The 22911-nt window shown below is 66.9% G+C and carries 26 protein-coding genes; 15 read left to right on the top strand and 11 right to left on the bottom strand.

Features of this window, described 5'->3' with window-relative positions:
* Positions 1-71: 71 nt before the first annotated feature.
* Both DAT37_RS35170 and DAT37_RS35165 read right to left on the bottom strand, forming a co-directional pair.
* On the bottom strand, positions 72-398 hold the full coding sequence (locus tag DAT37_RS35170) for an acyl-CoA carboxylase subunit epsilon (RefSeq protein WP_109529247.1): 327 nt from the start codon (positions 396-398) through the stop codon (positions 72-74).
* A gap of 149 nt (positions 399-547) precedes the next feature.
* Positions 548-2188, bottom strand: a complete 1641-nt coding sequence (locus tag DAT37_RS35165) for an acyl-CoA carboxylase subunit beta (RefSeq protein ID WP_109529246.1) — start codon at positions 2186-2188, stop codon at positions 548-550.
* Between the two features lie 338 nt (positions 2189-2526).
* Between DAT37_RS35165 and DAT37_RS35160 the strand changes: the two genes are divergently transcribed.
* Together DAT37_RS35160 and DAT37_RS35155 are read left to right on the top strand one after the other, a co-directional pair.
* Positions 2527-2775 carry a hypothetical protein gene (locus tag DAT37_RS35160; protein ID WP_109529245.1) on the top strand — a complete coding sequence of 83 codons (249 nt, stop codon included), beginning with the start codon at positions 2527-2529 and terminating at the stop codon, positions 2773-2775.
* Between the two features lie 39 nt (positions 2776-2814).
* Complete coding sequence (locus DAT37_RS35155) at positions 2815-3642, top strand: biotin--[acetyl-CoA-carboxylase] ligase (RefSeq protein ID WP_232840196.1); 828 nt, start codon at positions 2815-2817, stop codon at positions 3640-3642.
* 70 nt (positions 3643-3712) lie between these two features.
* Here DAT37_RS35155 and DAT37_RS35150 read toward each other — a convergent pair whose 3' ends face one another.
* Positions 3713-4666 (bottom strand): acyl-ACP desaturase, encoded by a 954-nt coding sequence (locus DAT37_RS35150; protein WP_109529269.1) that lies wholly within the window; start codon positions 4664-4666, stop codon positions 3713-3715.
* A 192-nt stretch (positions 4667-4858) separates the two neighbouring features.
* Here DAT37_RS35150 and DAT37_RS35145 point away from each other — a divergent pair, with 192 nt between their 5' ends.
* From DAT37_RS35145 to DAT37_RS35135, 3 genes are all read left to right on the top strand, one after another.
* Positions 4859-5389: a PH domain-containing protein gene (locus tag DAT37_RS35145; RefSeq protein ID WP_109529244.1), complete on the top strand. Its 531-nt coding sequence runs from the start codon at positions 4859-4861 to the stop codon at positions 5387-5389.
* Between the two features lie 90 nt (positions 5390-5479).
* Positions 5480-6157 (top strand): response regulator transcription factor, encoded by a 678-nt coding sequence (locus DAT37_RS35140; RefSeq protein ID WP_109529243.1) that lies wholly within the window; start codon positions 5480-5482, stop codon positions 6155-6157.
* A 1-nt stretch (position 6158) separates the two neighbouring features.
* A complete protein-coding gene (locus DAT37_RS35135) occupies positions 6159-7469 on the top strand; it encodes a sensor histidine kinase (protein WP_109529242.1) in 1311 nt (436 codons plus the stop codon).
* Between the two features lie 2 nt (positions 7470-7471).
* Here the strand turns inward: DAT37_RS35135 and DAT37_RS35130 are convergent, their stop codons facing one another.
* Positions 7472-8014 carry a GtrA family protein gene (locus DAT37_RS35130; protein WP_109529241.1) on the bottom strand — a complete coding sequence of 181 codons (543 nt, stop codon included), beginning with the start codon at positions 8012-8014 and terminating at the stop codon, positions 7472-7474.
* A gap of 39 nt (positions 8015-8053) precedes the next feature.
* Between DAT37_RS35130 and DAT37_RS35125 the strand changes: the two genes are divergently transcribed.
* The 5 genes from DAT37_RS35125 (at position 8054) to DAT37_RS35105 (ending at position 12976) form a co-directional block, all read left to right on the top strand.
* Positions 8054-9274: a 5-(carboxyamino)imidazole ribonucleotide synthase gene (locus DAT37_RS35125; RefSeq protein ID WP_109529240.1), complete on the top strand. Its 1221-nt coding sequence runs from the start codon at positions 8054-8056 to the stop codon at positions 9272-9274.
* Positions 9267-9767, top strand: a complete 501-nt coding sequence (purE, locus tag DAT37_RS35120; protein WP_109529239.1) for a 5-(carboxyamino)imidazole ribonucleotide mutase — start codon at positions 9267-9269, stop codon at positions 9765-9767. Before DAT37_RS35125 ends, purE begins: the two co-directional genes overlap by 8 nt.
* 111 nt (positions 9768-9878) lie before the next feature.
* Complete coding sequence (locus tag DAT37_RS35115; protein WP_109529238.1) at positions 9879-10535, top strand: TetR/AcrR family transcriptional regulator; 657 nt, start codon at positions 9879-9881, stop codon at positions 10533-10535.
* A 230-nt stretch (positions 10536-10765) separates the two neighbouring features.
* Positions 10766-11926, top strand: coding sequence for an acyl-CoA dehydrogenase (locus tag DAT37_RS35110; protein ID WP_109529268.1), 1161 nt, complete (start codon positions 10766-10768; stop codon positions 11924-11926).
* Between the two features lie 312 nt (positions 11927-12238).
* Positions 12239-12976 carry an NYN domain-containing protein gene (locus tag DAT37_RS35105; RefSeq protein ID WP_109529267.1) on the top strand — a complete coding sequence of 246 codons (738 nt, stop codon included), beginning with the start codon at positions 12239-12241 and terminating at the stop codon, positions 12974-12976.
* 207 nt (positions 12977-13183) lie between these two features.
* Here DAT37_RS35105 and DAT37_RS35100 read toward each other — a convergent pair whose 3' ends face one another.
* Positions 13184-13468 (bottom strand): GNAT family N-acetyltransferase, encoded by a 285-nt coding sequence (locus DAT37_RS35100; RefSeq protein ID WP_109529237.1) that lies wholly within the window; start codon positions 13466-13468, stop codon positions 13184-13186.
* A gap of 489 nt (positions 13469-13957) precedes the next feature.
* Complete coding sequence (locus DAT37_RS35095) at positions 13958-15316, bottom strand: FAD-binding oxidoreductase (RefSeq protein WP_408637480.1); 1359 nt, start codon at positions 15314-15316, stop codon at positions 13958-13960.
* Between the two features lie 198 nt (positions 15317-15514).
* On the opposite strand from DAT37_RS35095, the gene DAT37_RS35090 reads away from it, so the two are divergent.
* A complete protein-coding gene (locus DAT37_RS35090) occupies positions 15515-15826 on the top strand; it encodes a hypothetical protein (protein ID WP_109529235.1) in 312 nt (103 codons plus the stop codon).
* 31 nt (positions 15827-15857) lie between these two features.
* A complete protein-coding gene (locus tag DAT37_RS35085; RefSeq protein ID WP_109529234.1) occupies positions 15858-16400 on the top strand; it encodes a GtrA family protein in 543 nt (180 codons plus the stop codon).
* A gap of 74 nt (positions 16401-16474) precedes the next feature.
* Here DAT37_RS35085 and DAT37_RS35080 read toward each other — a convergent pair whose 3' ends face one another.
* The 3 genes from DAT37_RS35080 to DAT37_RS35070 are packed head-to-tail and all read right to left on the bottom strand — an operon-like array spanning position 16475 to position 18417.
* Positions 16475-17119, bottom strand: coding sequence for a Type 1 glutamine amidotransferase-like domain-containing protein (locus tag DAT37_RS35080; protein WP_109529233.1), 645 nt, complete (start codon positions 17117-17119; stop codon positions 16475-16477).
* A 3-nt stretch (positions 17120-17122) separates the two neighbouring features.
* Positions 17123-17959, bottom strand: coding sequence for a maleylpyruvate isomerase family mycothiol-dependent enzyme (locus tag DAT37_RS35075; protein WP_109529232.1), 837 nt, complete (start codon positions 17957-17959; stop codon positions 17123-17125).
* A complete protein-coding gene (locus tag DAT37_RS35070) occupies positions 17956-18417 on the bottom strand; it encodes an HIT family protein (RefSeq protein WP_109529231.1) in 462 nt (153 codons plus the stop codon). Before DAT37_RS35070 ends, DAT37_RS35075 begins: the two co-directional genes overlap by 4 nt.
* Positions 18418-18824: 407 nt before the next feature.
* Here DAT37_RS35070 and DAT37_RS35065 point away from each other — a divergent pair, with 407 nt between their 5' ends.
* The 3 genes from DAT37_RS35065 to DAT37_RS35055 are packed head-to-tail and all read left to right on the top strand — an operon-like array spanning position 18825 to position 21726.
* Positions 18825-19976, top strand: a complete 1152-nt coding sequence (locus DAT37_RS35065; RefSeq protein WP_109529230.1) for a Re/Si-specific NAD(P)(+) transhydrogenase subunit alpha — start codon at positions 18825-18827, stop codon at positions 19974-19976.
* Positions 19976-20302, top strand: a complete 327-nt coding sequence (locus tag DAT37_RS35060) for an NAD(P) transhydrogenase subunit alpha (protein WP_109529229.1) — start codon at positions 19976-19978, stop codon at positions 20300-20302. The genes DAT37_RS35065 and DAT37_RS35060 overlap by 1 nt, the downstream gene beginning before the upstream one ends.
* 5 nt (positions 20303-20307) lie before the next feature.
* Positions 20308-21726 carry an NAD(P)(+) transhydrogenase (Re/Si-specific) subunit beta gene (locus DAT37_RS35055; protein ID WP_109529228.1) on the top strand — a complete coding sequence of 473 codons (1419 nt, stop codon included), beginning with the start codon at positions 20308-20310 and terminating at the stop codon, positions 21724-21726.
* 108 nt (positions 21727-21834) lie between these two features.
* On the opposite strand, the gene DAT37_RS35050 is transcribed toward DAT37_RS35055, so the two are convergent.
* Positions 21835-22167, bottom strand: a complete 333-nt coding sequence (locus tag DAT37_RS35050; RefSeq protein WP_109529227.1) for a hypothetical protein — start codon at positions 22165-22167, stop codon at positions 21835-21837.
* Positions 22164-22814, bottom strand: a complete 651-nt coding sequence (locus tag DAT37_RS35045) for an MspA family porin (RefSeq protein ID WP_232840195.1) — start codon at positions 22812-22814, stop codon at positions 22164-22166. Before DAT37_RS35045 ends, DAT37_RS35050 begins: the two co-directional genes overlap by 4 nt.
* Positions 22815-22911 lie beyond the last annotated feature (97 nt).

The following is a 22911-nucleotide window of genomic DNA, read 5'->3' as shown; positions in this document are numbered from 1 at the left end:
GGGCGTGCGGTTCGGTCACGGCGTGCCGGAAGGGCACGACCTCGATCGTTCGCTCGTCGCGCCCGGTCACGTCAGCGCAGATGCGACAGCTGTGGGAAGGCGTACGGCGAGAACGGCGACGTGCCGCGGTGCATCAGGGTCGGTCGACCCCAGGCATCCGACGGACCACGGTCGGTGCCCGAACCGTCACCGCTCGCGGCGGCGGCGAAAACACAGACCAGCGCGGCGATCTCGGCGTCGCTGGGGGATCCCTTGACGATGCGGATGAACGCCTGCTCGCCCGCGCCGTCTGCGGTCGCCGTGCTCTCCGCGACCGCGTCGACCTCCTCCGCGATCGGGTCGACTGTGAGCTCCAATTCGGCGGTGGTCAACAGTTCTTCTTCTGCCACGGTCGTCACAGTGCCAGATCCTCTCTCTACCTCGATCAGGCGTCCAGCCCTCGGTACACCCATGCTCGATGTCTCCGGATGATGTGATGGTCATCCTCGGATCCACTCATCGCATCATCTACGACAAGTGTGAGCGGCCTACCGAGGGTATCGCGCAATCACAGCGGGATGTTGCCGTGCTTCTTGGGCGGGAGGGTCACCATCTTGCGCTCGAGCAGACGCAGCGCCGACACGATCTGACCGCGCGTGTGCGACGGCGGGATGACCGCGTCCACGTAGCCGCGCTCGGCGGCGACGTAGGGGTTCACCAAGGTGTCCTCGTACTCGTTCTGAAGCTCGAGACGCAGCGCGTCCACGTCGTTTCCGCTCGTCGCGGCCTCTTGCAGCTGTTTGCGGTAGACGAAGCCGACGGCGCCGGAAGCGCCCATGACGGCGATCTGCGCGGTGGGCCACGCGAGGTTCACATCGGCGCCCATGTGCTTGGAACCCATGACGTCGTAGGCGCCGCCGTAGGCCTTGCGGGTGATGATCGTGATTTTGCCCACAGTGGCCTCGCCGTAGGCGTAGAGCAGCTTGGCTCCGCGCCGGATGATGCCGTTGTACTCCTGGCCGGTGCCGGGCAGGAAGCCGGGAACGTCGACCAGGGTGATGATCGGGATGTTGAACGCGTCGCAGGTGCGGACGAAGCGCGCGGCCTTCTCCGAGGCGTCGATATCGAGGCAGCCAGCGAACTGGGTCGGCTGGTTGGCGACGATACCGACGCTGCGGCCGTCGACCCGGCCGAAGCCGACGATGATGTTCATCGCGCGCTCGGCCTGGACCTCGAGGAATTCGTCGTCGTCGAGCAGTCGCCGGATGACCTCGTGCATGTCGTAGGGCTGGTTCGGCGAGTCGGGGATGATCGTGTCCAGTTCGAGGTCCTCGTCGGTGAGGGAATCCTCGATGGCCCCGTTGATGGGGTCGGTGGCGGGCAGGCGCGGCGCTTCGGCGCGGTTGTTGCTCGGCAGGTAGGACAGCAGATCCTTGACGTAGTCCAGGGCGTCCTGCTCGCCGGAGGCGACGTAGTGCGCGACACCGGATTTGGTCATGTGGGTGTGCGCGCCGCCCAGATCCTCCATGGTGACGTCCTCGCCGGTGACCGTCTTGATGACGTCGGGGCCGGTGACGAACATCTGGCTGGTCCCGTCGACCATCACCACGAAGTCGGTCAGCGCGGGGGAGTAGACATGACCACCGGCGGCCGGGCCCATGATGAGCGAGATCTGCGGGATCACGCCGGAGGCCTGGATGTTGCGGTGGAAGATCTCGCCGTACAGGCCGAGGGAGACGACGCCCTCCTGGATGCGCGCGCCGGCGCCCTCGTTGATGCCGACGAGCGGGCGGCCGGTCTTGAGCGCCAGGTCCATGACCTTGACGATCTTCTCGCCGTAGACCTCGCCGAGGCTGCCGCCGAAGACGGTGACGTCCTGGCTGAAGATGCAGACGTCGCGGCCGTCGATGGTGCCGTAGCCGGTGACGACACCGTCGCCGAGCGGGCGATTACTGTCCAGGCCGAAATTGACGGAGCGGTGGCGGGCCAGCGCGTCGAGTTCGACGAAGGATCCCTCGTCGAGCAGGGCGAGGATGCGCTCGCGCGCGGTCATCTTGCCCTTGGCGTGTACCTTGTCGACCGCGGCCTCACCCATCGGGTGCTGCGCCTCTTCCAGCCGATTCCGCAGGTCAGCCAGCTTCCCGGCGGTGGTGTGGATATCGGGGGAGTCCGCCGAACCGGAGGCGGACTGCTGCTGGACACTCGTCATGGTCCGGAGTGTAACCAGAGCCGATACTTCTCCGTAACCCAGTCTTGGCTACCCGCCAGTACAAAAAACCGCAGCTAGATCAGTTTCCGCGCAGGTCCGGAGCCTGGAATCCCCTGGTCGGTCCACATACAGGACTGTGCCATCCCACAACGGATCCGGGGGTTCTCGGTGGGCCTCGGGCGGCGAAAATCACTGGCGTGCCCGGCCCGGCCCCGGATATCGTCGGGTAGTCCGAATTTCAGCTCTGGGGAGGAGCCGGACCATGTGGGAGGCGTGCCCGGCCCGGCCCCGGATATCGTCGGGTAGTCCGAATTTCAGCTCTGGGGAGGAGCCGGACCATGTGGGAATGGGGAAAATGGGTTGCGGAATTCGCCACCGCCGCGACATGGACCAGTTGGCGAGCCGTCGAGACGAAACCGACGATTCTGGATCCGGAGTACTGGGAGACGGAGTCAGGTACCGAAGGGGCGGCGTCCTCCGAAACGGCGAGGATCGCCCCGGAATCGGAGTGCGCGATGAACGCGCGGTATCTCACGGCCGCGGAGGACGTCACGGCCGCGGAGTGGGAGTTCGATCTCGTCGGGTGAATCCGGGTTATCGGGGGCACGCCGAGTAGCGTGCCCCTGGTGACCACGCCCTCGTCGGAATCGCCGCAGCATCGACCACCGTTGGACGCGGAACTCCTGCGTCGTCGCGTCGCCGAGTCGTCGCGGCTCCCGTTCTACTCCCGCGTCGACGTGGTGGAGTCGACCGGATCGACCAATGCCGATCTGATCGCGCGGGCCGGTCGCGGTGACGCCGACAACAGCGTGCTGATCGCCGAGGCACAGGAGGCGGGACGCGGGCGACATGCCCGCAACTGGGTCAGTCCGCCGCGGGCGCAGATCGCGATGTCGGTACTGGTACGCCCGAGCGGGATAGATCCCGCGGTACTCGGCTGGCTGCCGTTGCTCACCGGGGTCGCGGTGGTCGACGCGCTGCGCGGCACCGCGGGCGTCGACGCGAATCTCAAATGGCCCAACGACGTACTGATCGGCGGACGTAAGGTCGCGGGCATCCTCGCCGAGGTCGCCAGTGCGGGCGAGGCCCCCGTCGTCGTCATCGGCGTCGGCCTCAACGTCAGCCTGGACGAGGCGGAACTACCTGTGCCGCACGCGATCTCGTTGACACTGGCGGGCGCTTCCACCGTCGACCGGACCGAGTTGGCCGCGAGCGTTCTGCGCGAATTCGCCCACCGGTTCACCGCCTGGCGCGACGCCGGATGGGATGTCGCGGAGTTGGCCGCCGCCTACCGCGAACGATGCGCGACCCTCGGCAAAGAGGTGCGAGCGGAACTGCCGGGAGGAGAGGTCCTGACCGGTGTCGCCATCGATGTGGATCACAGTGGCCGGGTGGTGATCGGCGATCGCGCGGTCTCGGCGGGCGACGTCACTCATTTGCGCGCCGAATACTGAACACCCGCAACGCGTCACGTGCCCCCACCCGATGCGGGTGACGGGCACGTTGCGCGAAGTCGATCCGTCGTCAGGCGGGCTGCCTGGCTCCCCGGGCGGCCTCCCTGGCGAGCATCCGGTCACGCTGCTCCTCGAACCGTGACGCGTCCTGCTCCAATTTCTCCACGAACGCGCCCAGCGCGTCGCGCGCTCGTTCGCCGGGCTCGGTGAAATCGGCGCGCTCGAAGATATTCCATTTCTTCAGCACCGGAAGCACCACTTCGTCGAGGTGCTGGCGCAGGTCGTAGATGCCGTGTTTGGCCATGAGCACGCCGTTGCGCCGGAAGTTCGGCATCCCGAGACCCGGCATCATGAAGAAGGTGAGCACCAGGTTGAGGGAGACCATGGCCTGGTCGGGCACCAGATCCAGCGCCGCGCCGCAGATGTTGCGATAGAAGATCATGTGCAGGTTCTCGTCGGCGGCGATGCGCTGGAGCATCCGGTCGGCGACGGGGTCGTCGCAGACGCGCCCGGTGTTGCGGTGACTGACCCTGGTGGCCAGCTCCTGAAACGTCACGTACGCGACATTGCTCAGGAAACCGCCCCAGTTCGGCGGCGCGGACACGCCGTTGGTCATGTGGACCATCCTGGCCTGTTCCAGCGCGACCGGATCCACCGCTCGGGTGACGACCAGGTAGTCGCGCATCACGATGCCGTGCCGGTTCTCCTCGGCGGTCCAGCGCCCGACCCAGGTGCCCCATGCGCCGTCCTGGGAAAAGTTGTGGGCGATCTCGCGGTGGTAGGAGGGCAGATTGTCCTCGGTGAGCAGGTTGGTGATCATCGCGACGCGGGCGATCTCGCTCAGCGCCGACTGCTCGGGAGCCCAGTCGACACCGCCCATCGCGGCGAAATTACGGCCCTCGTCCCACGGCACGTAGTCGTGCGGATGCCAGTCCTTGGCGATCGACAGGTGTCGATTCAGATTCTCCTCGGCCACCGGTTGCAGTTCTCGCAGGATTTCGAGCTGGGTCAGATCCTTGGTCACGCGCGCCTCCACGGTCGGTTCGGCATTCGTCGGTCGGATCGAGCAGTCGAGCAGGAGATGTCGAGCAGAAACCACTGTGCCTCGCGCCCCGGTCGCCGGGCAGGCGAATTCAACCCCCGCGGCTGAAGATTGTGCAGCACGCCATGGTTCGGTGTCAGGCGTTCGGGCATCTTCACACGGTAGGGTTCCGGCATGGGTTACCCGGAGGATGTGCTCGCGCCGGACGAGCAGTTGATACTCCATCGCCATCCGCACTGGAAGATGCTGTTCTGGCCCGCGGTGATATTGCTGGTCGCCACCGCGGTCGCGGGTTTCGCCGGCGGATTCGTCTACCGGACCACCGATCCGCCGACCAGGTCGATCCTGCTGATCGTGGTGCTCGTGCTGTGGCTCGCCATCCTCGGATGGCGTTGCGTCGCACCGGTTGTCAGCTGGAAGTCGACACATTTCATCGTGACCGAGCGACGTGTGCTCGTGCGCCAGGGCGTGTTGACGCATTCGGGTATCGATATCCCGATGAACCGCATCTCGAGCGTCCAGTTCCGGCACGGATTGTTCGACCGTCTGCTCGGCACCGGCACGCTGATCATCGCGTCCTCGTCCGACGAACCGTTGGAATACGACGACATCCCGGACGTGCAGGGTGTGCACGCCATGCTGTACCACCAGGTCTTCGAGGTGGAACAGGGGCGCGGCAGCCGCATACCGGACGGTGACTACTGATGATCCGCCGGACGTCGTGACGCGCGTCGATTCCGCGGTGGCCGTGCCGGTTGTGCGCGTCGGGACCGCCGCTGTCCGTAATCTGGGACCATGACCGCCGTACTGCTGGCCGAAGACGACGAGGCCATCGCCGCGCCGCTCTCGCGGGCGCTGGGGCGGGAGGGCTACTCCGTCACGGTCGAGAGTTTCGGTCCCGCCGTGCTGCGCCGTGCCCTCGAGGGCAATCACGATCTGCTGATCCTCGATCTCGGCCTGCCCGGCATGGACGGTCTCGAGGTGTGCCGTCAGGTCAGGGCCCGAGGCGCGGATCTGGCGGTGTTGATGCTGACCGCGCGCACCGACGAGGTGGATTTCGTGGTCGGCCTGGACGCGGGCGCCGACGATTACGTCGGAAAACCGTTCCGGCTCGCCGAACTGCTGGCCCGGGTGCGGGCGTTGCTGCGGCGCAGCGGTATCGGTGACGAGGCGGTCGAGGTCGGCGGGATCAGACTGGAACCGGCCGCGCGCCGCGTGCTGGTCAACGGCGCCGAGATCGGTCTCGCGAACAAGGAATACGAACTGCTCAAGGTGCTCATCGACCGGGCGGGTCAGGTGGTGCCGCGCGAGACCATCCTGCGCGAGGTGTGGGGTGACGCCGAACTGCGCGGTTCGAAGACCTTGGATATGCACATGTCGTGGCTGCGCCGCAAGATCGGCGACGAAGGGCCGATGGCGGAACGCCGCATCGTCACCGTGCGCGGTGTCGGATTCCGGCTGAACACCGACTGACGTGCGTCGCAGAATTCTGCGTTCCATGCTCACCGTGCTGACCATCACCACGGTGGTGCTCGGCGTGCCGCTCATCTACACCGCCTGGCTGTGGGTGGAGGACATCACCCGCAACGATCTGCAGGACCGGCTCGACCGCATCGCCACCGAGGTGATCAGCCAGGAACAACAGGACGGCATGGTGCGCGGCGGTCTCGACATCCGTTCGGTCGGCGCGCTCGTGCCCAAGGACGGCAAGCTCACCGTCGTCTATCCGACCCCGCAGGACAATGCCTCGCGGCTGGATGTCGGCGTGGCCGAAGTCGACGATCCGCTGGTGGAATCGCTGTCGATGGGGACTTCGGGGTCGCTGCGACTCGAGGTCCCCGCCGCGCCGATGCACGCGATGCAGCGCCAGGCCGTCGCGGTGGTGGCGCTGGCGGTGCTGGTCTCGCTGGCCGCCGCGGCGGCGGTCGCGGTGGTCACCGCGCGCCGGGTCGCCGATCCGCTGCGGGACGTGGCCGCCCGAGCCGCGCGCCTGGCCATGGGTGATTTCCGCCCCGATCCGCGCAGGCACGGCATCTCGGAACTGGACCGGGTCTCCGATGTGCTCGATTCCGCGACCGTGGAGATCGCGGGACGTCTGCAACGCGAACACGCACTGGTCGCCGATGTCTCCCATCAGCTGCGCAGCAGACTGACCGCGGTGCGACTGCGGCTCGACGAACTGTCCGCGCATTCCGATCCCGAGGTGGTGCACGAGGCCGAGGAGGCGATGGCCCAGGTCGACCGGCTGACCGAGGCCATCGACGATCTGGTCCGCGCCTCCCGCGACGAGGATGCCGCCGACCGCGACCCGATTCCGGTGATGGACGAACTGAGCGGTGTCGTCGAGGAGTGGAAACATCCGTTCACCGAGGCGGGCCGGACCCTGGTACTCACCGGCGACCAGTCGCTGAGCGCGCCGATCACCGCGTCTCGGCTGCGCGAGGCGGCGGCGGTGCTCGTCGACAACGCCCTCATGCACGGCGGCGGCACCTGCACCGTCTCGGTCCGCACGGTGCGGCCGGGGAACGCTCGGGAGCCGCTGGTGTGCGTCGAGGTCGCCGACGAGGGCGACGGCATCCGCGACGAACTGGCGCCGCACATCTTCGACCGGGGTTTCTCGGCGGGTGGTTCGACCGGTGTCGGGCTGGCGCTGGCCAGGGCCCTCATCGAAGCCGACGGCGGCCGATTGGAATTGCAACGGCGCAGACCCGCGCTGTTCGCGGTCTTCCTCGGCGCGTCCCCGCCGAATCGACAGGGCGTCGGCACCGTGACCGAACCGCGTTAGCCTCAGCTGCGGTCGAGCTGTTCTTCCTCGAGCAATTCCTCGAACTCCTCGACGATCTCGCTCATCTCGTCCGGGAAGACCCAGCGGCGCATGGCCCAGAACCGGAACGCCATCTGGAGCAGATTGCCGATGACGAAGGCGCTGATGAAATCGGCGACGTTCTCGACGGCGAAACTCACATCGGGCTGGCGCAGGTCGAGCCAATAGCTGGAGATCCACAGCGGAATATTGCTCAGGATCACGCCGATGCCGCTGACGAAGAAGAACAGCAGCGCCTCGTGATGCTTCTCGCGCCCGCCGCGGTTCTTGAACGACCACTCGCGATTGAGGACATAGGAGGCGATGACGGCGATGACGCCGGAGATGATCTTGGCGGTGACCGGTTTCTCGGCCAGAACGGTCCACTTCAGCGTGTAGAAGATGCCGCTGTCGATGATGAATGTGGTGGCGCCGACGATGGCGAATTTGATCAGCTCGTGATGGCGGAAGGCGATCTCCCGGAGGGGCTGGGGGAGGACGCTGACCACGTCGTCGACGAATGACACAAGCGCCGAGTGTACCGGTACCGATCATTGCCACCTGACATGACAAGATTGATCAGCGTGACACCCCGTTCCTTCGATCCGTCCTCGATGCCCACCGTCGCCATGGTCGGTGGCGGCCAGCTCGCGCGGATGACCCACCAGGCGGCGATCGCCCTCGGCCAATGCCTGCGCGTGCTCGCCGAGAACCCGGGCGACCCGGCCGCCCAGGTGAGTTCCGACGTCGTACTCGGCAGTCACGACGATCTCGCCGCGCTGCGCAAGGTCGCCGTCGGCTCGCACGCGTTGACCTTCGACCACGAACACGTGCCGACCGAACATCTGGAAGCGCTCGTCGCCGAAGGGGTCAACGTCGCGCCGCCGCCGGGGGCCCTGGTCTTCGCGCAGGACAAACTGGCCATGCGCGCGAAACTGGCCGAACTCGGCATCCCGATTCCCGCTTTCACCGCCGTCACCGAGCCCGCCGACGCGGTGCGTTTCGGTGACGAGCACGGCTGGCCCTTCGTGCTCAAGGCCGTGCGCGGCGGTTACGACGGACGCGGTGTCTGGATGCCGGAGTCCGCCGCGCAGACCGAGGCGTTGGTGACCGAGCAATTGGCCAACGGCGTGCTGTTGCTGGCCGAGGCGAAGGTCGCGTTGCGCCGTGAACTGTCGGCGATGGTCGCCCGCTCGCCCTACGGGCAGGCCGCGACCTGGCCGGTGGTCGAGACGGTGCAGCGCAACGGGCAGTGTGCGGTGGTGATCGCGCCCGCGCCGGATCTGGCCGAGGAATCGGGGGCGGCGGCCGAGACACTGGCGTTGAATCTCGCGCGCGAACTCGGCGTCGTCGGGGTGATGGCCGTCGAGCTGTTCGAGACCGAGGGCGGCCAACTGCTGGTCAACGAGCTCGCGATGCGTCCGCACAATTCCGGTCACTGGGGGATGGACGGTGCGGTGACCGGCCAATTCGAACAGCATCTGCGCGCCGTGCTGGACTACCCGCTCGGCGATACCGCACCGCTCGCGCCGGTCACGGTGATGGCGAATATCCTCGGTGCGCCGCAGGCGCCGCAGATGTCGATGGACGAGCGGCTGCACCACCTGTTCGCTAGGTTGCCTCGGGCGAAGGTGCACCTGTACGGCAAGGGCGAACGCCGCGATCGCAAGATCGGGCACGTCAACGTGCTCGGCGACGATGTCGCGGTGGTGCGGGAGCAGGCAGAGCGGGCGGCGTACTGGATGTCGCACGCGGTATGGACCGACGGATGGGATCCGCATGAGTAATCCACTTGTCGGCCTGATCATGGGTAGCGACTCCGACTGGCCGACGATGGAGGCCGCGGCGGAAGCGTTGGCGGAGTTCGGGATTCGGTTCGAGGTCGGCGTGGTCTCCGCGCACCGCACCCCGCAGCGCATGCTCGACTACGCCCGTGACGCCGCGGGCCGCGGCCTGAAGGTGATCATCGCGGGCGCGGGCGGCGCGGCCCACCTGCCCGGCATGGTCGCCTCCGCCACCCCGCTGCCGGTGATCGGCGTCCCCGTCCCGCTCAAATACCTCGACGGCATGGATTCCCTGCTGTCCATCGTGCAGATGCCCGCCGGTGTCCCGGTCGCCACCGTCTCCATCGGCGGCGCCCGCAACGCGGGCCTGCTCGCCGCCCGCATCCTCGGCACCGCCGACCCCGCCCTGCGCGAACGCATGGAAACCTTCCAGGCGAGCCTGGAAACCATGGTCCTGGAAAAGGACGCCGCCCTGCGCGCCCGACTCCTCGGCTAGCCGAGCCGCCCGTCCGATGTCGAAAGGCCAACCGCTCCCGGGCGGGGAGGGTTGGTCGGCGGGGGCCAGTACTGTGGTCCGGTGGCAACTGGCGAGAGCGTTCGGCCCCGGATGGACGACGACGCGGCGCGGTTCCGGTTGACGGTGGTGGATCAGGCGCTGCGGTTGTTCGCCGAACAGGGGTACGAGGCGACGACCGTCGACGAGATCGCGGAGGCGGCGGGGATTTCGCGGCGGACGTTCTTCCGGCAGTTCCGGTCCAAGGAGGATGTGGTCTTCGCCGATCACGAATCGCAACTGGCGCAGGCGTCCGCGTATCTGGAAGCCGCGCAGGGTGATCCGTGGGACGCCGTGTGCGGGGCCGTGGTCGAGGTCTTCGAGAGATTCACCCAGTGGCGCGAGATCGCGGCTCGGCGATACCGGGTGGTGCGGCGGGTACCGGCGCTGCGCGAACGCGAGATCGTCACGGTCTTCCGCTACGAGCGATTGTTCACCGACTATCTGCGTGAGCGGCTGCCCGAGGCGCCGGATCTGGCCAGGGTGCAGTTCACGGCGGCGGTGACCGCCACCCACAACTATCTGCTGCGCCGAATGGTTCGAGGGGAATCGGCGGCGGGCGCGGCGGATCTGCGGATCGAACTGGCCTCGATTCCGCGGGGGCGCGGGCCGGTGCACAGTGACGAGGATCTGGTGGTGGCGGTGTTCCCGAGGGATATGCAGCCGCGGCAGGTCGCCGATCTGCTCGTCCGCAAACTCGGTACGCTGTGACCTGGCGAACTCGCGTCGCCCGGCATAACCCGCCGTCAGCGGACTTTCGATGCCGGATCGCCGCCCGGCCCGTCGACTGACACCCAGTGCCATCGAGTATCCCCATGTGGTGTGGATCTTCCGGCGTATACTCGACCGCAACGTGGCACTGAGTGCCGATAACGGATACTCTGCCCAACGCAGCGATGCGCAATACGGCGATCGAGACCACAGACCAGGAGAGTGCCCCCATGGCGGGAAATCCGAACTTCGACCTCTTCAAGCTCGAGGACTTCCACGACGAACTGCGGTCGGCCATCCGCGGGCTCGCCGAGAAGGAAATCGCCCCGCACGCCAAGGACGTCGACGGTAACGCCCGCTTCCCGGAGGAGGCGCTGAGCGCACTGAACGCCGCAGGCTTCAACGCGGTGCACGTGCCGGAGGCCTACGGCGGTCAGGGCGCGGACTCGGTCGCCACCTGCATCGTGATCGAAGAGGTCGCGCGGGTCTGCGGTTCCTCCTCGCTGATCCCCGCCGTCAACAAACTCGGCACCATGGGCATGATCCTCAACGGTTCCGAGGAACTGAAGCAGAAGGTGCTGCCGGATATCGTCAACGGCGAGATGGCCTCCTACGCGCTGTCCGAGCGTGAGGCGGGCTCGGATGCCGCGAGCATGCGCACCCGCGCGCGCAAGGACGGCGACGACTGGATCCTCAACGGTTCCAAATGTTGGATCACCAACGGCGGCAAGTCTTCCTGGTACACCGTGATGGCCGTGACCGACGCCGACAAGGGCGCCAACGGCATCTCCGCCTTCCTGGTCCACAAGGACGACGAGGGTTTCGTCGTCGGCCCGCTCGAGCACAAACTCGGCATCAAGGGTTCGCCCACCGCCGAGCTCTACTTCGAGAACTGCCGAGTCCCGGGTGACCGCATCGTGGGCGAGCCCGGCACCGGCTTCAAGACCGCGTTGCAGACCCTCGACCACACCCGCCCGACCATCGGCGCGCAGGCCGTCGGCCTGGCCCAGGGCGCACTGGACGCCGCGATCACCTACACCAAGGATCGCAAGCAGTTCGGCACCGCCATCGCCGATTTCCAGAACACCCAGTTCATGCTCGCCGACATGGCGATGAAGATCGAGGCCGCGCGCCTGATGGTCTACACCTCGGCCGCCCGCGCCGAGCGCGGCGAGAAGAACCTCGGCTTCATCTCCGCCGCCGCCAAATGCTTCGCCTCCGACGTCGCCATGGAAGTCACCACCAACGCCGTCCAGCTCTTCGGCGGCGCCGGTTACACCACCGACTTCCCGGTCGAGCGCATGATGCGCGACGCCAAGATCACCCAGATCTACGAAGGCACCAATCAGATCCAGCGCGTCGTGATGTCGCGCGCCCTGCTCAAGGGGTAATTCAGTCGCAGTCGAAGCGCTTCGACCGAACCCGGTGCCCGTAGCCGCGCCGTCGGTTGCGACGATCCGTCGAAGCGCCTCGTCGAGACGGATCAGCGGTACCGTTCGCAGGTCGTGCGCTGCTGGTCCTGAGAAGAAGTGGCGGCTGATGGTTGTCCGCTGAAGTGTTTGACACAGCAGCGGGGCACTCCTATAGTTGCGATCACTCACCCAGTCCTCTCGTAGGGCTGGGTCTTTTTTTCCTCCGCGTACCTACGGGTGGAGGCCGGCTCTGAGAACACCCAGGTCAGCGATAGCGCAGGAGGGGTTGAAGTGCGGGTGGGGGTGTACGTCGACGCATTTAATCTGTACTACGGCATGCGTGGTATCTGTGGCCGAGGAAGCGCCGGTTGGCGCTGGCTCGATGTTCGAGCACTCGCCGCCGCGCTATGCGGTTGGACCGACTCCTTCGTTGACCGGGTCGTGTACTGCACCGCTCGCGTCGATGCCGGGGACAGCCCCGGCGCGTACGCCGATCAGGACGTATATCTGAAGGCTCTTCGCGGTCATGCCTCGATCGATGTGCTCGAACTCGGCCGGTACGTGGCTTGGCCGAAAAAGGTGCCCTTGGCGAACGAGTCGAAAAATGGACGTGCTCAGCTGATCGTTCCCACCGGGGCGGAGGCGTGGTCGCCGGAGCTGCCGATCTACAGAAAATCGAACGGGATCGGGGACGACGTCCTTCTCGCGACGGTGCGGATGAGGGAGGAGAAAGGCTCTGATGTCAATGTGGCCACTCACCTACTCGCGGACATCTTCCAACAAACGGTGGACGCGGCCATAGTGGTATCCAACGACTCCGACCTTGCATTGCCTCTTCGTGTAGCGCGCACTCAGGTGCCGGTGGGCACCGTCAATCCCGGCTCCAAGCCCCTTGCCGGCGCGTTGCGAGGGAGAAGAACCGATGGACCCGGCGGTCACTGGTGGAAGAACCTGACGGCACAGCACTATTACCCCCACCAGTTGCCTGATCCTGTGGCGGGCCGGTGGTACAGGCCGACGGGGTGGTAAGTCGGCTGATCCTCATGGTCGAGAGACGGCCGCTAGCAAGCTGAGTCGCCGACTGACGGCACCGCCGTCGCCTGAAGACCACACGAGCAGACGCGCAGTCCAAGTCGAAGACGGGCTCGCACCTGTCGTTCGTTCGCAGCGCACTCGTGAAGGGCGCTTCCGGAGTGGGCGATCCGAATCCGCGGCTCGCCCAGCCGGGCGCGGGGATCAGGCCACCAGGTCGGCGTACTCGTTGTGTTCGACAATGTACTTCTCCACGTACCAGCAGGTGGGGATGACGGTGAAACCCTCGGAACGGGATTCGTCGAGCGCGAACCCGACCACCGCGCCCGCGACGCCGCGACCACGGAATTCGGGGAAGGTCATGGTGTGGTGGAAGTCGCGCACTTTCGCGTCGTCCCGTTCGGCGTAATCGGCGTACCCGGCGAGGGTGTCGTCGATGTAGATCTCGAAACGGGTGTCGGCGACATTGTGCTCGAGCCTGGTGGTCATGTTCTGACAGAACTCCTCGGTGGTCGGATATGTTCCGGCCCGACCGAGGCCGGGCCACGCTCGAAGTCGAGTGTATAGCCGTGTTCACCGCACCCCCCGTGCCGCCGCCCTACCCTCACAAGCGCCCCGCCCGGCCACACCCGCCCGACCGGAATATCGTGAGCCCGATACCACCCCGACCGGGTAAGGAACCAGACTCGTCTCGCCTCGCTCCGGACCACCCCACCTACAACGCCCTAACGAAGTCTTCGCGAGTTACACACCACCGCTGTCGCATCGAAACGCGCTAAGTGCCCACCCCCCGTCGTTCCCGCACCCGACACCACGCCTCCACACCACCATCACCCCCACCCCGCACGGCGCGAGTCTTACGAGTGCCCCGTTCGCGGCCCGTCTCGCGTCCGAGTGGTCGAGACAATGCGACGCAGTCGCGAGTCTCGACCACTCGGACGCGAGACAAAGGGGGCCGCGAACCCGCGGCCCCGGCCGCTATATCACAGCCCCCGGATTCAGGATTCCGTGTGGATCGAGCGCGTCTTTCACGCGCTGGGTCAGTGCCATCACCTCGGGCCCGACTTGGGCGGGCAGCCAGGCTTTCTTGAGTCGGCCGACGCCGTGTTCACCGGTGATCGTTCCGCCGAGTTCGATGGCGAGGTCCATGATTTCGCCGAAAGCCCGGTGCGCGCGTTCGGTATTCGCGGCGTCGGTGGGATCGTGCACGATCAGCGGGTGGGTGTTGCCGTCGCCCGCGTGCGCGATCACCGAGACCAGTACGTCGTTGCGCCGGGCGATCGCGGCGATGCCGGTGATCAGGTCGCCCAGTCGAGGCAGCGGAACGCCGACGTCTTCGAGCAGGAGCGGGCCGATCCGTTCCACGGCGGGAATCGCGAAGCGTCGCGCGGCGGTGAACGCCTCGCCTTCGTCGGGGTCTTCGGTGTGGAAAACCTCCGAGGCTCCGGCCTTCTCGCATGCGGCCACCATCAGTTCGGCCTCGCGTGCGGCGAATTCGCCGGGTGCGTCCGACCGTGCGACCAGCAGCGCGGCGGCGGAACGATCCAACCCCATGCGCATCTCGTCCTCGACGGCGTTGATCGCCACCGAGTCCATGAATTCGAGCATCGAGGGGCGCAGCATTGCGGTGATGGCGAGGATCGCCTCGGTGGCGGCGGTCAGGGAGGCGAAGGTCGCGACGACGGTGCTCTGGCGCGGCTGGGCGGGCAGCAGCCGCAGTGTCAGTTCGGTGATGACGCCGAGGGTGCCCTCGCTGCCGACGAACAGTTTGGTCAGCGACAGTCCCGCCGAATCCTTGAGTCGCGGCCCGCCGAGTCGTACGGCGGTGCCGTCGGCGAGTACGACTTCCATGCCGAGTACGTAATCGGTGGTCACCCCGTATTTCACGCAGCAGAGCCCGCCCGCGTTGGTGGCGGCATTACCGCCGATCGAGCAGATCTCGAACGACGAGGGGTCCGGCGGGTACCACAGCCCGTGTTCGGCGACCGCGCGTTTGACCTCGACGTTCAACAATCCGGGCTGCACGACCGCGGTCCTGGTGACCGGATCGACGGTGATCGCGCGCATCCGCTCGGTGCTCAGCACGATCCCGCCGTCGACCGCCGTCGCACCCCCGGACAGCCCGGAGCCCGCGCCGCGCGGCACCACGGGCACCCGATGCTCGTCGGCCCAGCGCAGCGTCGCGCCGACGTCGGCGGTGCTGGTCGCGCGCACCACGGCCAGCGGCGTTCCCGCCCCGGGATCGCGGGCCCAGTCGTGGCGATAACCGGCCAGCAGGTCCGGATCCGTGAGTACGGCGCCGTCGGGAAGCAGATCGATCAGGTCATGCAGGTCCACAATCGTCCACGGTAACGTTCCCGTCCCGGTATGCCCGGAAAATCTCGTGGACCGCGTGGGCCGGGGAAACTATGGGTTACCACGGGCCGCGCACCGGCGCTACGGTATGCGCAGGGTGCGCTGCGGTCATATCCGCTGAGCAGGGGTCGCGTAGGGACGGACGCCGTCCGGAATTCGATGACAAGGGAGGCTGGTCGGATGCCGAGCCACACGCCGGACTACCGCGAACTGGTGAGCGCAGCGTTCGAGGGCGAGGCGGTCGAAGGCGGCGTGGACGTCGCGGCGCTGCGACGGATCCGCGCGGGGGAATTCGGCGAATGGCTCACCGCGCTCGACCACTCCGGACTGTTCGGCGCCGACGCGCTGTCGAGGATCGCCGAGCAGTGGCGGGCCGATCCGACGGTGCTGCTCGATGCCCTGCTCGCGGGGGCCGACACCGTCACCACGCGACGCACGCGGGCGGAATGGGCGGCACTGGACCGCCCGGAATCGCGGTCGCGCCTCGGCTGAGCCATCACTCGGTTCGCCGAGTGCTCACCTGATGGAAACCTACCGCTGGCATGCTGTCGCCGTGCTCGATCCGGCCGTCACCAGCGACACTCTCGCCGACCGATTCACCCGGTGGTGCGAGGCCGTCGTCGCCCGTCTGCCGTTCGGCGTGCACAGTGTGGTGCCGCCGACGTTCCTCGGTTTCGCGCTGATCAACGGATTCACTTTCGCGGTGGATCTGCTGCTCCTGACGATCTTCCACGGATGGTGGGATTGGCCGCTCTGGCTCTCGGTCACCCTCGGCTACATCTGCGCCTTCGGGCTGAGTTTCTTCCTGAACCGCACCTTCAACTTCCATTCGCACGCCCCGGTGGGCCGTCAGGCCGCGATCTACGTCGTGGTGGTCGCGATCAACTACGTCGCGTTCATCCTCGGCGTCGGCGCGGGCCTCACCGCTCTCGGGCTCGAATACCACCTGTCGCGGTTGCTGGCGGGTGGCTGCGAAGCGGTCTACATGTACAGCGCGATGCGCTGGGTGGTGTTCCGCGCTCGCCGTTCCGAAACCGCGTCCGCGTCAGCGGGTTCCGATCGCTGAGCCGTTGCCGTGCGATTCGGGACCTGAACGCGGTCGCCCGAAGTCGTCGGACGCCCGCGCGGTGCCCGGCATTCTCAGGGCGTGCGGAGCACTTCGACGCGGTCACCGTCGACAAGGACCACGTCGTCATCGGTGAGTCCCCAATATCGGACACCGTTCGCCCGGAAGTCCTCGGCGAGTCGGTCGCCCGAACCTTCCGGGTCCAAGGGCGAATTCAGGTGCGGGACGATCGGGCGATCGACCAATCCCAGTCCGTCCCATAGTGGTTCGATTCCACAGGTGGTCACTACCTCGCCCGGATCGTCGCTGGTTTCCAGGCCGTGCAGGTCGGGGGTGAGCAGGCACGCGCCCGCGCTGTAACCGGCGTAGACGAGGGTGTCGGCGGCGAGGAGGCGGGGGAGGACGAGATCGGCTCCGCTGCGGGCGAATTGGGCGCGCAGGACGAAGGTGTTGCCGCCGCGGACCCACACCATGGGGAATTCGGCGAGTTGCCGCTCCAGATCGGCTGGGTGGCCGATGAAATCGCGGAGGTCGAATACTTCGGGGCGGTAACCGAGGGAGCGTAGCGGGATCATGTCGATGGAGTCGATGGCATTCCAGTAATGCGGCCAGGCGTCGCAGGCATTGGGGATCACCGCGACGCGACCGGGCTCGCCGACCAGGGCACGCAGTCGGTCGGCGTGCGCGCCGAAACGGTAGCTGGACAGGAAAAGTCGCATCGGTCAGAGGGTGAAGGCCAGGTTGCGCACCACACGCAGTCCGACTTCCTCGTCGCCGGTGATGGTGATGTCGCCGGAATGCTCGTCGGCGGTGGTGCGGCCGCCGCCGAGCCGGACCAGCAGACGCGAATCGAGGCGGACCGACACGGTGGGGTCGTCGAAGGCGTCGGCGTAGGCGGCTCGGCCGTCGACTTCGATCGACAGCGTCCGCGCGAGCGGGCCGGTCAGATCGAGGGCGATCCTGGAGCCGTCCGGGGCCTTCCCACGTTTCACGACGACGCGGGGCAGTGATTCCGCGAATTCGGCGAATGCCTCCTCCCCGCGCGGTCCGCCCTCGTCGACTGTCCTGCCGAGCGCGTCGGCGATATCGAGTTCGTGCATCCAGCAGTCGAACAGGCGTACCCGCATGAATCGGCCGTAGCCGACCTGGCCGACCGGTGAGGGTGTTGGGGTCTTCCACACGGCGTCGCCCATCTTTCCGAGCATGGCGAGGCGTCGGTCGGTGATGGCGCCGAACATCTCCAGCAGTCGCGCGCCGGTCAGGGGGCGCAGCCGGTCGACCCAGATCTCGTTCATCACGGCGGTCTCGTTGCGCACGTGCGGGAGTTCGCGCACGTCGATCTCGTTGTCGGCGGTGTCGCGTGGCGGCGGTTTCTCGCCGAGCAGCCACGATTCGGTGCCGATCATATGGGCGACGACGTCGAAAACCGTCCAGCCGGGCAGGGCGGTCGGCGTGCGCCAGCCGTCTTCGTCCAGGTCGGCGACCAGCGCGGTGACGGCCTGCCACTGCTGTGCGAGCAGGTCGATCGTCTCGATCCGGTCCGGCGTCGGTTCGGTCAAGGCTGTGTCCCTTCGATATCGCGCGCGTTGTCGTCGTCCAATGCCGCGAGCCCGGCTCTGATACTCGCGGCGGTTCCGGCCGGGTCGTGGGATCGGCGTAGCAGGAATCCTTTCGTGACGCCGAAGAGATCACCTTTCCTGCGCGGGATGACATGCAGATGGATATGCGGGACGGTCTGGAAGGCTGCCCTGCCGTCGTTGAGTATCAGGTTGGCCCCGTCGGCGGCCAGTGCGCCGCGCCGCATCGCCAGTGCGAGCCGGTGTCCGGCGCGGAAGATCTCCGCGCCGAGGTCGGCGTCCAGATCATCGAGTTCGGCGGCGTGCGTCTTGGGGATGATCAGGGTGTGTCCGGTGGCGATGGGCCGGATATCGAGGAACGCGCACAGGGTGTCGTCTTCGTAGACCTTGGTCGACGGAGCCTCGCCCGCCACGATGCGGCAGAAGCGGCAAGCATTCACACCGCGACCCTACGACCTGTGCGGGACCGCGAACACCCCGAATCGGGCATCCGACATGATGCACATCACTGTTTCCGAGTGCGACACACCACCGGAATGCTGTCCGTTCCCGATTCTCGTCGTGTAGCGCGTGCGGCCGAGAGCGTGGCGCTCACCTGCGTCGATGAGTGTCGACGGCGTGGCGGTCGCCGTATCGATCGGCGATCGTGACGACCTCGACGCGGCTGCGAGGCGGCGGCCCGGGTGTCCTGGCGTGCGCACGGTGGTTCGGGCGTGTGATGGGCATCTCAGCTACGCTCACCGCGAGCCGGATACAGTTGCGAGGATTCGGATGAACTTACTCACGAGTAACTTCATCTGTCCGTCGTTCGGTGGCTAATGGCCAGCACGAGAAGGAAGTCTGACAAGTGGAGACAACGCAGAGCGCGGGCGACTCGTCGCCGCGCGGAGCGCGTGTCGGAGTCGTTCGCGAGTCTAACGCGGGCGAACGGCGTGTCGCATTGGTGCCCAAGATTATCCCGGCCTTGTTGAAACAGGGGGTCGAGGTAGTCGTGGAATCCGGCGCCGGACTGGGTGCGCTCATCCCCGACGAGGCGTATGTAGAGGCCGGGGCGACCATCGGTGATCCGTGGTCGGCCGAGGTCGTCGTGAAGGTGGCCCCACCCAGCGACACCGAGGTGGCGAAACTGTCCAAGGGACAGACGCTCATCGGCTTCCTCGCGCCGCGCAACAGTGACAATCAGATCGAGGCGCTCACCGATGCCGGGGTGCAGGCGTTCGCCGTCGAGGCGATCCCGCGTATCTCGCGCGCGCAGGTGATGGACGCGCTGTCCTCGCAGGCGAACGTGGCCGGATACAAGGCGGTCCTGCTGGCCGCGTCCGAGTCGACGCGCTTCTTCCCCATGCTCACCACCGCGGCGGGCACCGTGAAACCGGCGACCGTGCTCGTGCTCGGCGTCGGTGTCGCGGGCCTTCAGGCGTTGGCCACGGCCAAACGACTAGGAGGCCGGACCACCGGCTACGACGTGCGACCCGAGGTCGCCGATCAGGTGCGTTCGGTCGGCGCGCAGTGGCTGGATCTGGGCATCGACGCGGCGGGCGAGGGCGGCTACGCCCGCGAGCTCACCGACGACGAGAAGGCCCAGCAGCAGCAGGCGCTCGAGAACGCGATCAAGGGTTTCGACGTGGTGATCACCACCGCGCTGGTGCCGGGACGTCCCGCGCCGCGCCTGGTCACCGCCGCCGCCGTGGAGGGTATGAAGCCCGGCAGCGTCATCGTCGACCTGGCGGGGGAGACCGGCGGCAACTGCGAACTCACAGAACCCGGTGAGACCGTGGTCAAGCACGAGGTCACCATCGCCTCGCCGCTGAACCTGCCAGCCACCATGCCCGAGCACGCCTCGGAGCTGTACTCGAAGAATATCGCGGCACTGCTGGAACTGATGCTCGTCGACGGCAAGGTCGTGCCGGACTTCGAAGACCAGGTGCTTGCCGATTCCTGTGTCACCCGTGAGCGAGGCTTGCCGAGCGAACCGATCAAGGCTGAGGTGCAGTCGTAATGTACAACGAACTGCTCGCGAATATCGCGATCCTGGTGCTGTCCGGATTCGTCGGATTCGCCGTCATCTCCAAGGTGCCGAACACCCTGCACACTCCGCTGATGTCGGGTACCAACGCCATTCACGGCATCGTCGTGCTCGGCGCGCTGGTCACCCTGGGCAAGATGGAGGATCCGTCCATCGGCATCCAGATCATCCTGTTCGTGGCGGTGGTGTTCGGAACGCTGAACGTCATCGGCGGATTCGTCGTCACCGACCGCATGCTCGGCATGTTCAAGGGTAAGAAGGCCGTCCCGGCCGACGGCGCCGAGAAGGCGGGGAAGTAAACGTCATGGACTACCTCGTCAACATTCTCTATATCGTCGCGTTCGCGATGTTCATCTACGGTCTGATGGGGCTGACCGGCCCCAAGACCGCGGTGCGCGGCAACTGGATCGCGGCCATCGGCATGGGTATCGCCGTGGTGGCGACCCTGATCGCGGTGCGCGACACCGGCAACTGGATTCTGATCGTCGCCGGACTCGTCGTGGGTGTCGCGCTGGGCGTGCCGCCCGCGAAGTACACCAAGATGACCGCGATGCCGCAGCTGGTCGCCGCGTTCAACGGCGTCGGCGGTGGCACCGTCGCACTCATCGCGTGGGCCGAATTCCTGGATACCAGCGGTTTCTCGGCGTTCAAGCACGGTGAGTCCCCGACCGTGCACATCATCGTCGGTTCGCTGTTCGCCGCGATCATCGGCTCGATCTCGTTCTGGGGTTCGCTGATCGCCTTCGGCAAGCTCCAGGAGATCCTGCCCGGCAAGCCGATCGGCGTCGGAAAACTTCAGCAGCCGCTGAACCTGGTGCTGCTCATCGTCTCGGTGGCCGCCGCGGTCGTCATCGGCCTCGGAGCCTCCGACGGCGGTGCGCCGTGGTGGTGGATGGTGCTGTTGCTGCTCGCCGCGGGCGTACTCGGCCTGATGGTCGTGCTGCCCATCGGTGGCGCCGATATGCCCGTGGTCATCTCTCTGCTCAACGCGCTCACCGGTCTTTCGGCCGCGGCGGCGGGCCTGGCGCTGAACAACACCGCGATGATCGTGGCGGGCATGATCGTCGGCGCGTCCGGCACCATCCTCACCAACCTCATGGCCAAGGCCATGAACCGGTCGATCCCGGCCATCGTGGCGGGCGGCTTCGGTGGTGGCGGTACCGCACCCGGCGCGGGTGGCGGCGAGGCCAAGCAGGCCAAGGCGACCTCGGCCGCCGACGCCGCGATCCAGATGGCCTACGCCAATCAGGTCATCGTCGTGCCCGGTTACGGCATGGCCGTCGCCCAGGCCCAGCACGCGGTCAAGGAGATGGCGGCGCTGCTCGAAGCCAAGGGCGTGGAAGTCAAGTACGCCATCCACCCGGTCGCGGGTCGCATGCCCGGCCACATGAACGTGTTGCTGGCCGAGGCCGAGGTGTCCTACGACGCGCTCAAGGAAATGGACGATATCAACGGTGAGTTCTCTCGCACCGATGTCGCCCTGATCATCGGCGCGAACGACGTCACCAACCCGTCCGCCCGCGAGGACGCCTCCAGCCCGATCTACGGGATGCCGGTCCTCAACGTCGACCAGGCGCGCAGCGTGATCGTGCTCAAGCGTTCGATGAACTCCGGGTTCGCCGGTATCGACAACCCGCTGTTCTACGCCGACCACACCTCCATGCTGTTCGGCGACGCCAAGAAATCCGTCGGTGCGGTCACCGAGGAGCTCAAGGCGCTGTAGATCCGCTGTTGGTCTACAGCGTCGTAGACACGCAGGGCGCGACAGCCCCCGTTCATCGAACGGGGGCTGTCGTGTGTGTCGTGCGGTCGCGGGGCGAACCCGGCCGGATCAGCCGACCGGGACGATCGGAGTGCCGCGACCGGCACCCGGCGTCGGCGGAACCAACGCTCCCGCAGGCGGATTGGCGTTGGGCGCGGCCGGTTTGGGCTGCGGGATCAGATTGGTCGCCCCGGGCTGGGGCAGCGAAGGCGGCCGAGGGGCGGGTGTGGTCGTCGCGGGCTGCTCGCAGGAGGTCTCGGTCGCGACGCATTCGGACTCGGGCGCGACGGGCACGATCGGCGCGGCTTCGGCGACCGGGCCGAACCCTACGGCGTGGGCGACCGAGCCGAACGCTACGGCCGAGAACAGTGCGCCCGCCGCGATTCGGGCAGCCCGGCTCACAGCCACACCGGATCGCCGTAGACCGAAATCGAATTGTCGGCCGTCGCGGTGGACATGGACACGATCGCGAAAGAGCGCAGGCTGACCGCGCCGAGGCAGCCGTCGACCTTGATCTGCACCTGCTCGGTGGTGATCGAACCGCGCGGCCCCGCCAACGCCTTCGTCCCGAAGGGCAGGCTGACGATGCTGCCGGGTTTCGCCGTCATCGACATACTCGGCACGACCTGCGCGCCCACCCCGACGTTGACTCCCGAGGTGGAAATGCCGACGCTCGGCCCCATGGTCACCCCGAGACTCATGGTGACACCACTGGAAACGTCGACCTGGCATCCGACCTGATATCCGAGTTGCAGGGAACCCGAATCCACCGCGACCCGGCCGTCGCCGCCGATATCGGCACTGGCGGAAAGGCTGACGAAAGCCTCCCGGCTCAGTGGCGTATTGGCGAGATTGGCCGCGCGGTCCACATTCTCCGCGGATTTGGTGATCCGCAGTTCCCAGCCGTCCTCGGTGGTGACGGCACGCGATTTATCCGCTGTCTGTTCCGCGGCGGCCACCGCGCCGTGGAAACCCAGCGCACCCGCACCGCTGAGAACCGACGTCGCCGCCGCGCACATACAGAGCAGCGCTCTTGTCGAGCTCCTCATCTGACTTTCCTCATTCTCTGAAACATTTCCTAGGCTAAATACAACGTACCCGCGCATTCCGGGCGGTGTCGCGGGGGCGGAGGCGGTCGCCGGTCGT

It is taken from the genome of Nocardia aurea (genome assembly GCF_003123685.1).
Taxonomy (GTDB): domain Bacteria; phylum Actinomycetota; class Actinomycetes; order Mycobacteriales; family Mycobacteriaceae; genus Nocardia; species Nocardia aurea.
Note: the sequence above shows the minus strand (reverse complement) of the source record. Positions and strands in the feature narration are given on the sequence as shown.

What these genes read in the sequence shown, in the direction of transcription:
- DAT37_RS35085 (WP_109529234.1), top strand. Translation starts at nt 15,858, where the DNA reads ATGGAAACCTACCGCTGGCATGCTGTCGCCGTGCTCGATCCGGCCGTC.
- DAT37_RS35140 (WP_109529243.1), top strand. Translation starts at nt 5,480, where the DNA reads ATGACCGCCGTACTGCTGGCCGAAGACGACGAGGCCATCGCCGCGCCG.
- DAT37_RS35100 (WP_109529237.1), bottom strand. Translation starts at nt 13,468, where the DNA reads ATGACCACCAGGCTCGAGCACAATGTCGCCGACACCCGTTTCGAGATC.
- DAT37_RS35160 (WP_109529245.1), top strand. Translation starts at nt 2,527, where the DNA reads ATGTGGGAATGGGGAAAATGGGTTGCGGAATTCGCCACCGCCGCGACA.
- DAT37_RS35060 (WP_109529229.1), top strand. Translation starts at nt 19,976, where the DNA reads ATGTACAACGAACTGCTCGCGAATATCGCGATCCTGGTGCTGTCCGGA.
- DAT37_RS35115 (WP_109529238.1), top strand. Translation starts at nt 9,879, where the DNA reads ATGGACGACGACGCGGCGCGGTTCCGGTTGACGGTGGTGGATCAGGCG.
- purE (WP_109529239.1), top strand. Translation starts at nt 9,267, where the DNA reads ATGAGTAATCCACTTGTCGGCCTGATCATGGGTAGCGACTCCGACTGG.
- DAT37_RS35045 (WP_232840195.1), bottom strand. Translation starts at nt 22,814, where the DNA reads ATGAGGAGCTCGACAAGAGCGCTGCTCTGTATGTGCGCGGCGGCGACG.
- DAT37_RS35165 (WP_109529246.1), bottom strand. Translation starts at nt 2,188, where the DNA reads ATGACGAGTGTCCAGCAGCAGTCCGCCTCCGGTTCGGCGGACTCCCCC.
- DAT37_RS35055 (WP_109529228.1), top strand. Translation starts at nt 20,308, where the DNA reads ATGGACTACCTCGTCAACATTCTCTATATCGTCGCGTTCGCGATGTTC.
- DAT37_RS35110 (WP_109529268.1), top strand. Translation starts at nt 10,766, where the DNA reads ATGGCGGGAAATCCGAACTTCGACCTCTTCAAGCTCGAGGACTTCCAC.
- DAT37_RS35145 (WP_109529244.1), top strand. Translation starts at nt 4,859, where the DNA reads ATGGGTTACCCGGAGGATGTGCTCGCGCCGGACGAGCAGTTGATACTC.
- DAT37_RS35125 (WP_109529240.1), top strand. Translation starts at nt 8,054, where the DNA reads ATGACAAGATTGATCAGCGTGACACCCCGTTCCTTCGATCCGTCCTCG.
- DAT37_RS35090 (WP_109529235.1), top strand. Translation starts at nt 15,515, where the DNA reads ATGCCGAGCCACACGCCGGACTACCGCGAACTGGTGAGCGCAGCGTTC.
- DAT37_RS35080 (WP_109529233.1), bottom strand. Translation starts at nt 17,119, where the DNA reads ATGCGACTTTTCCTGTCCAGCTACCGTTTCGGCGCGCACGCCGACCGA.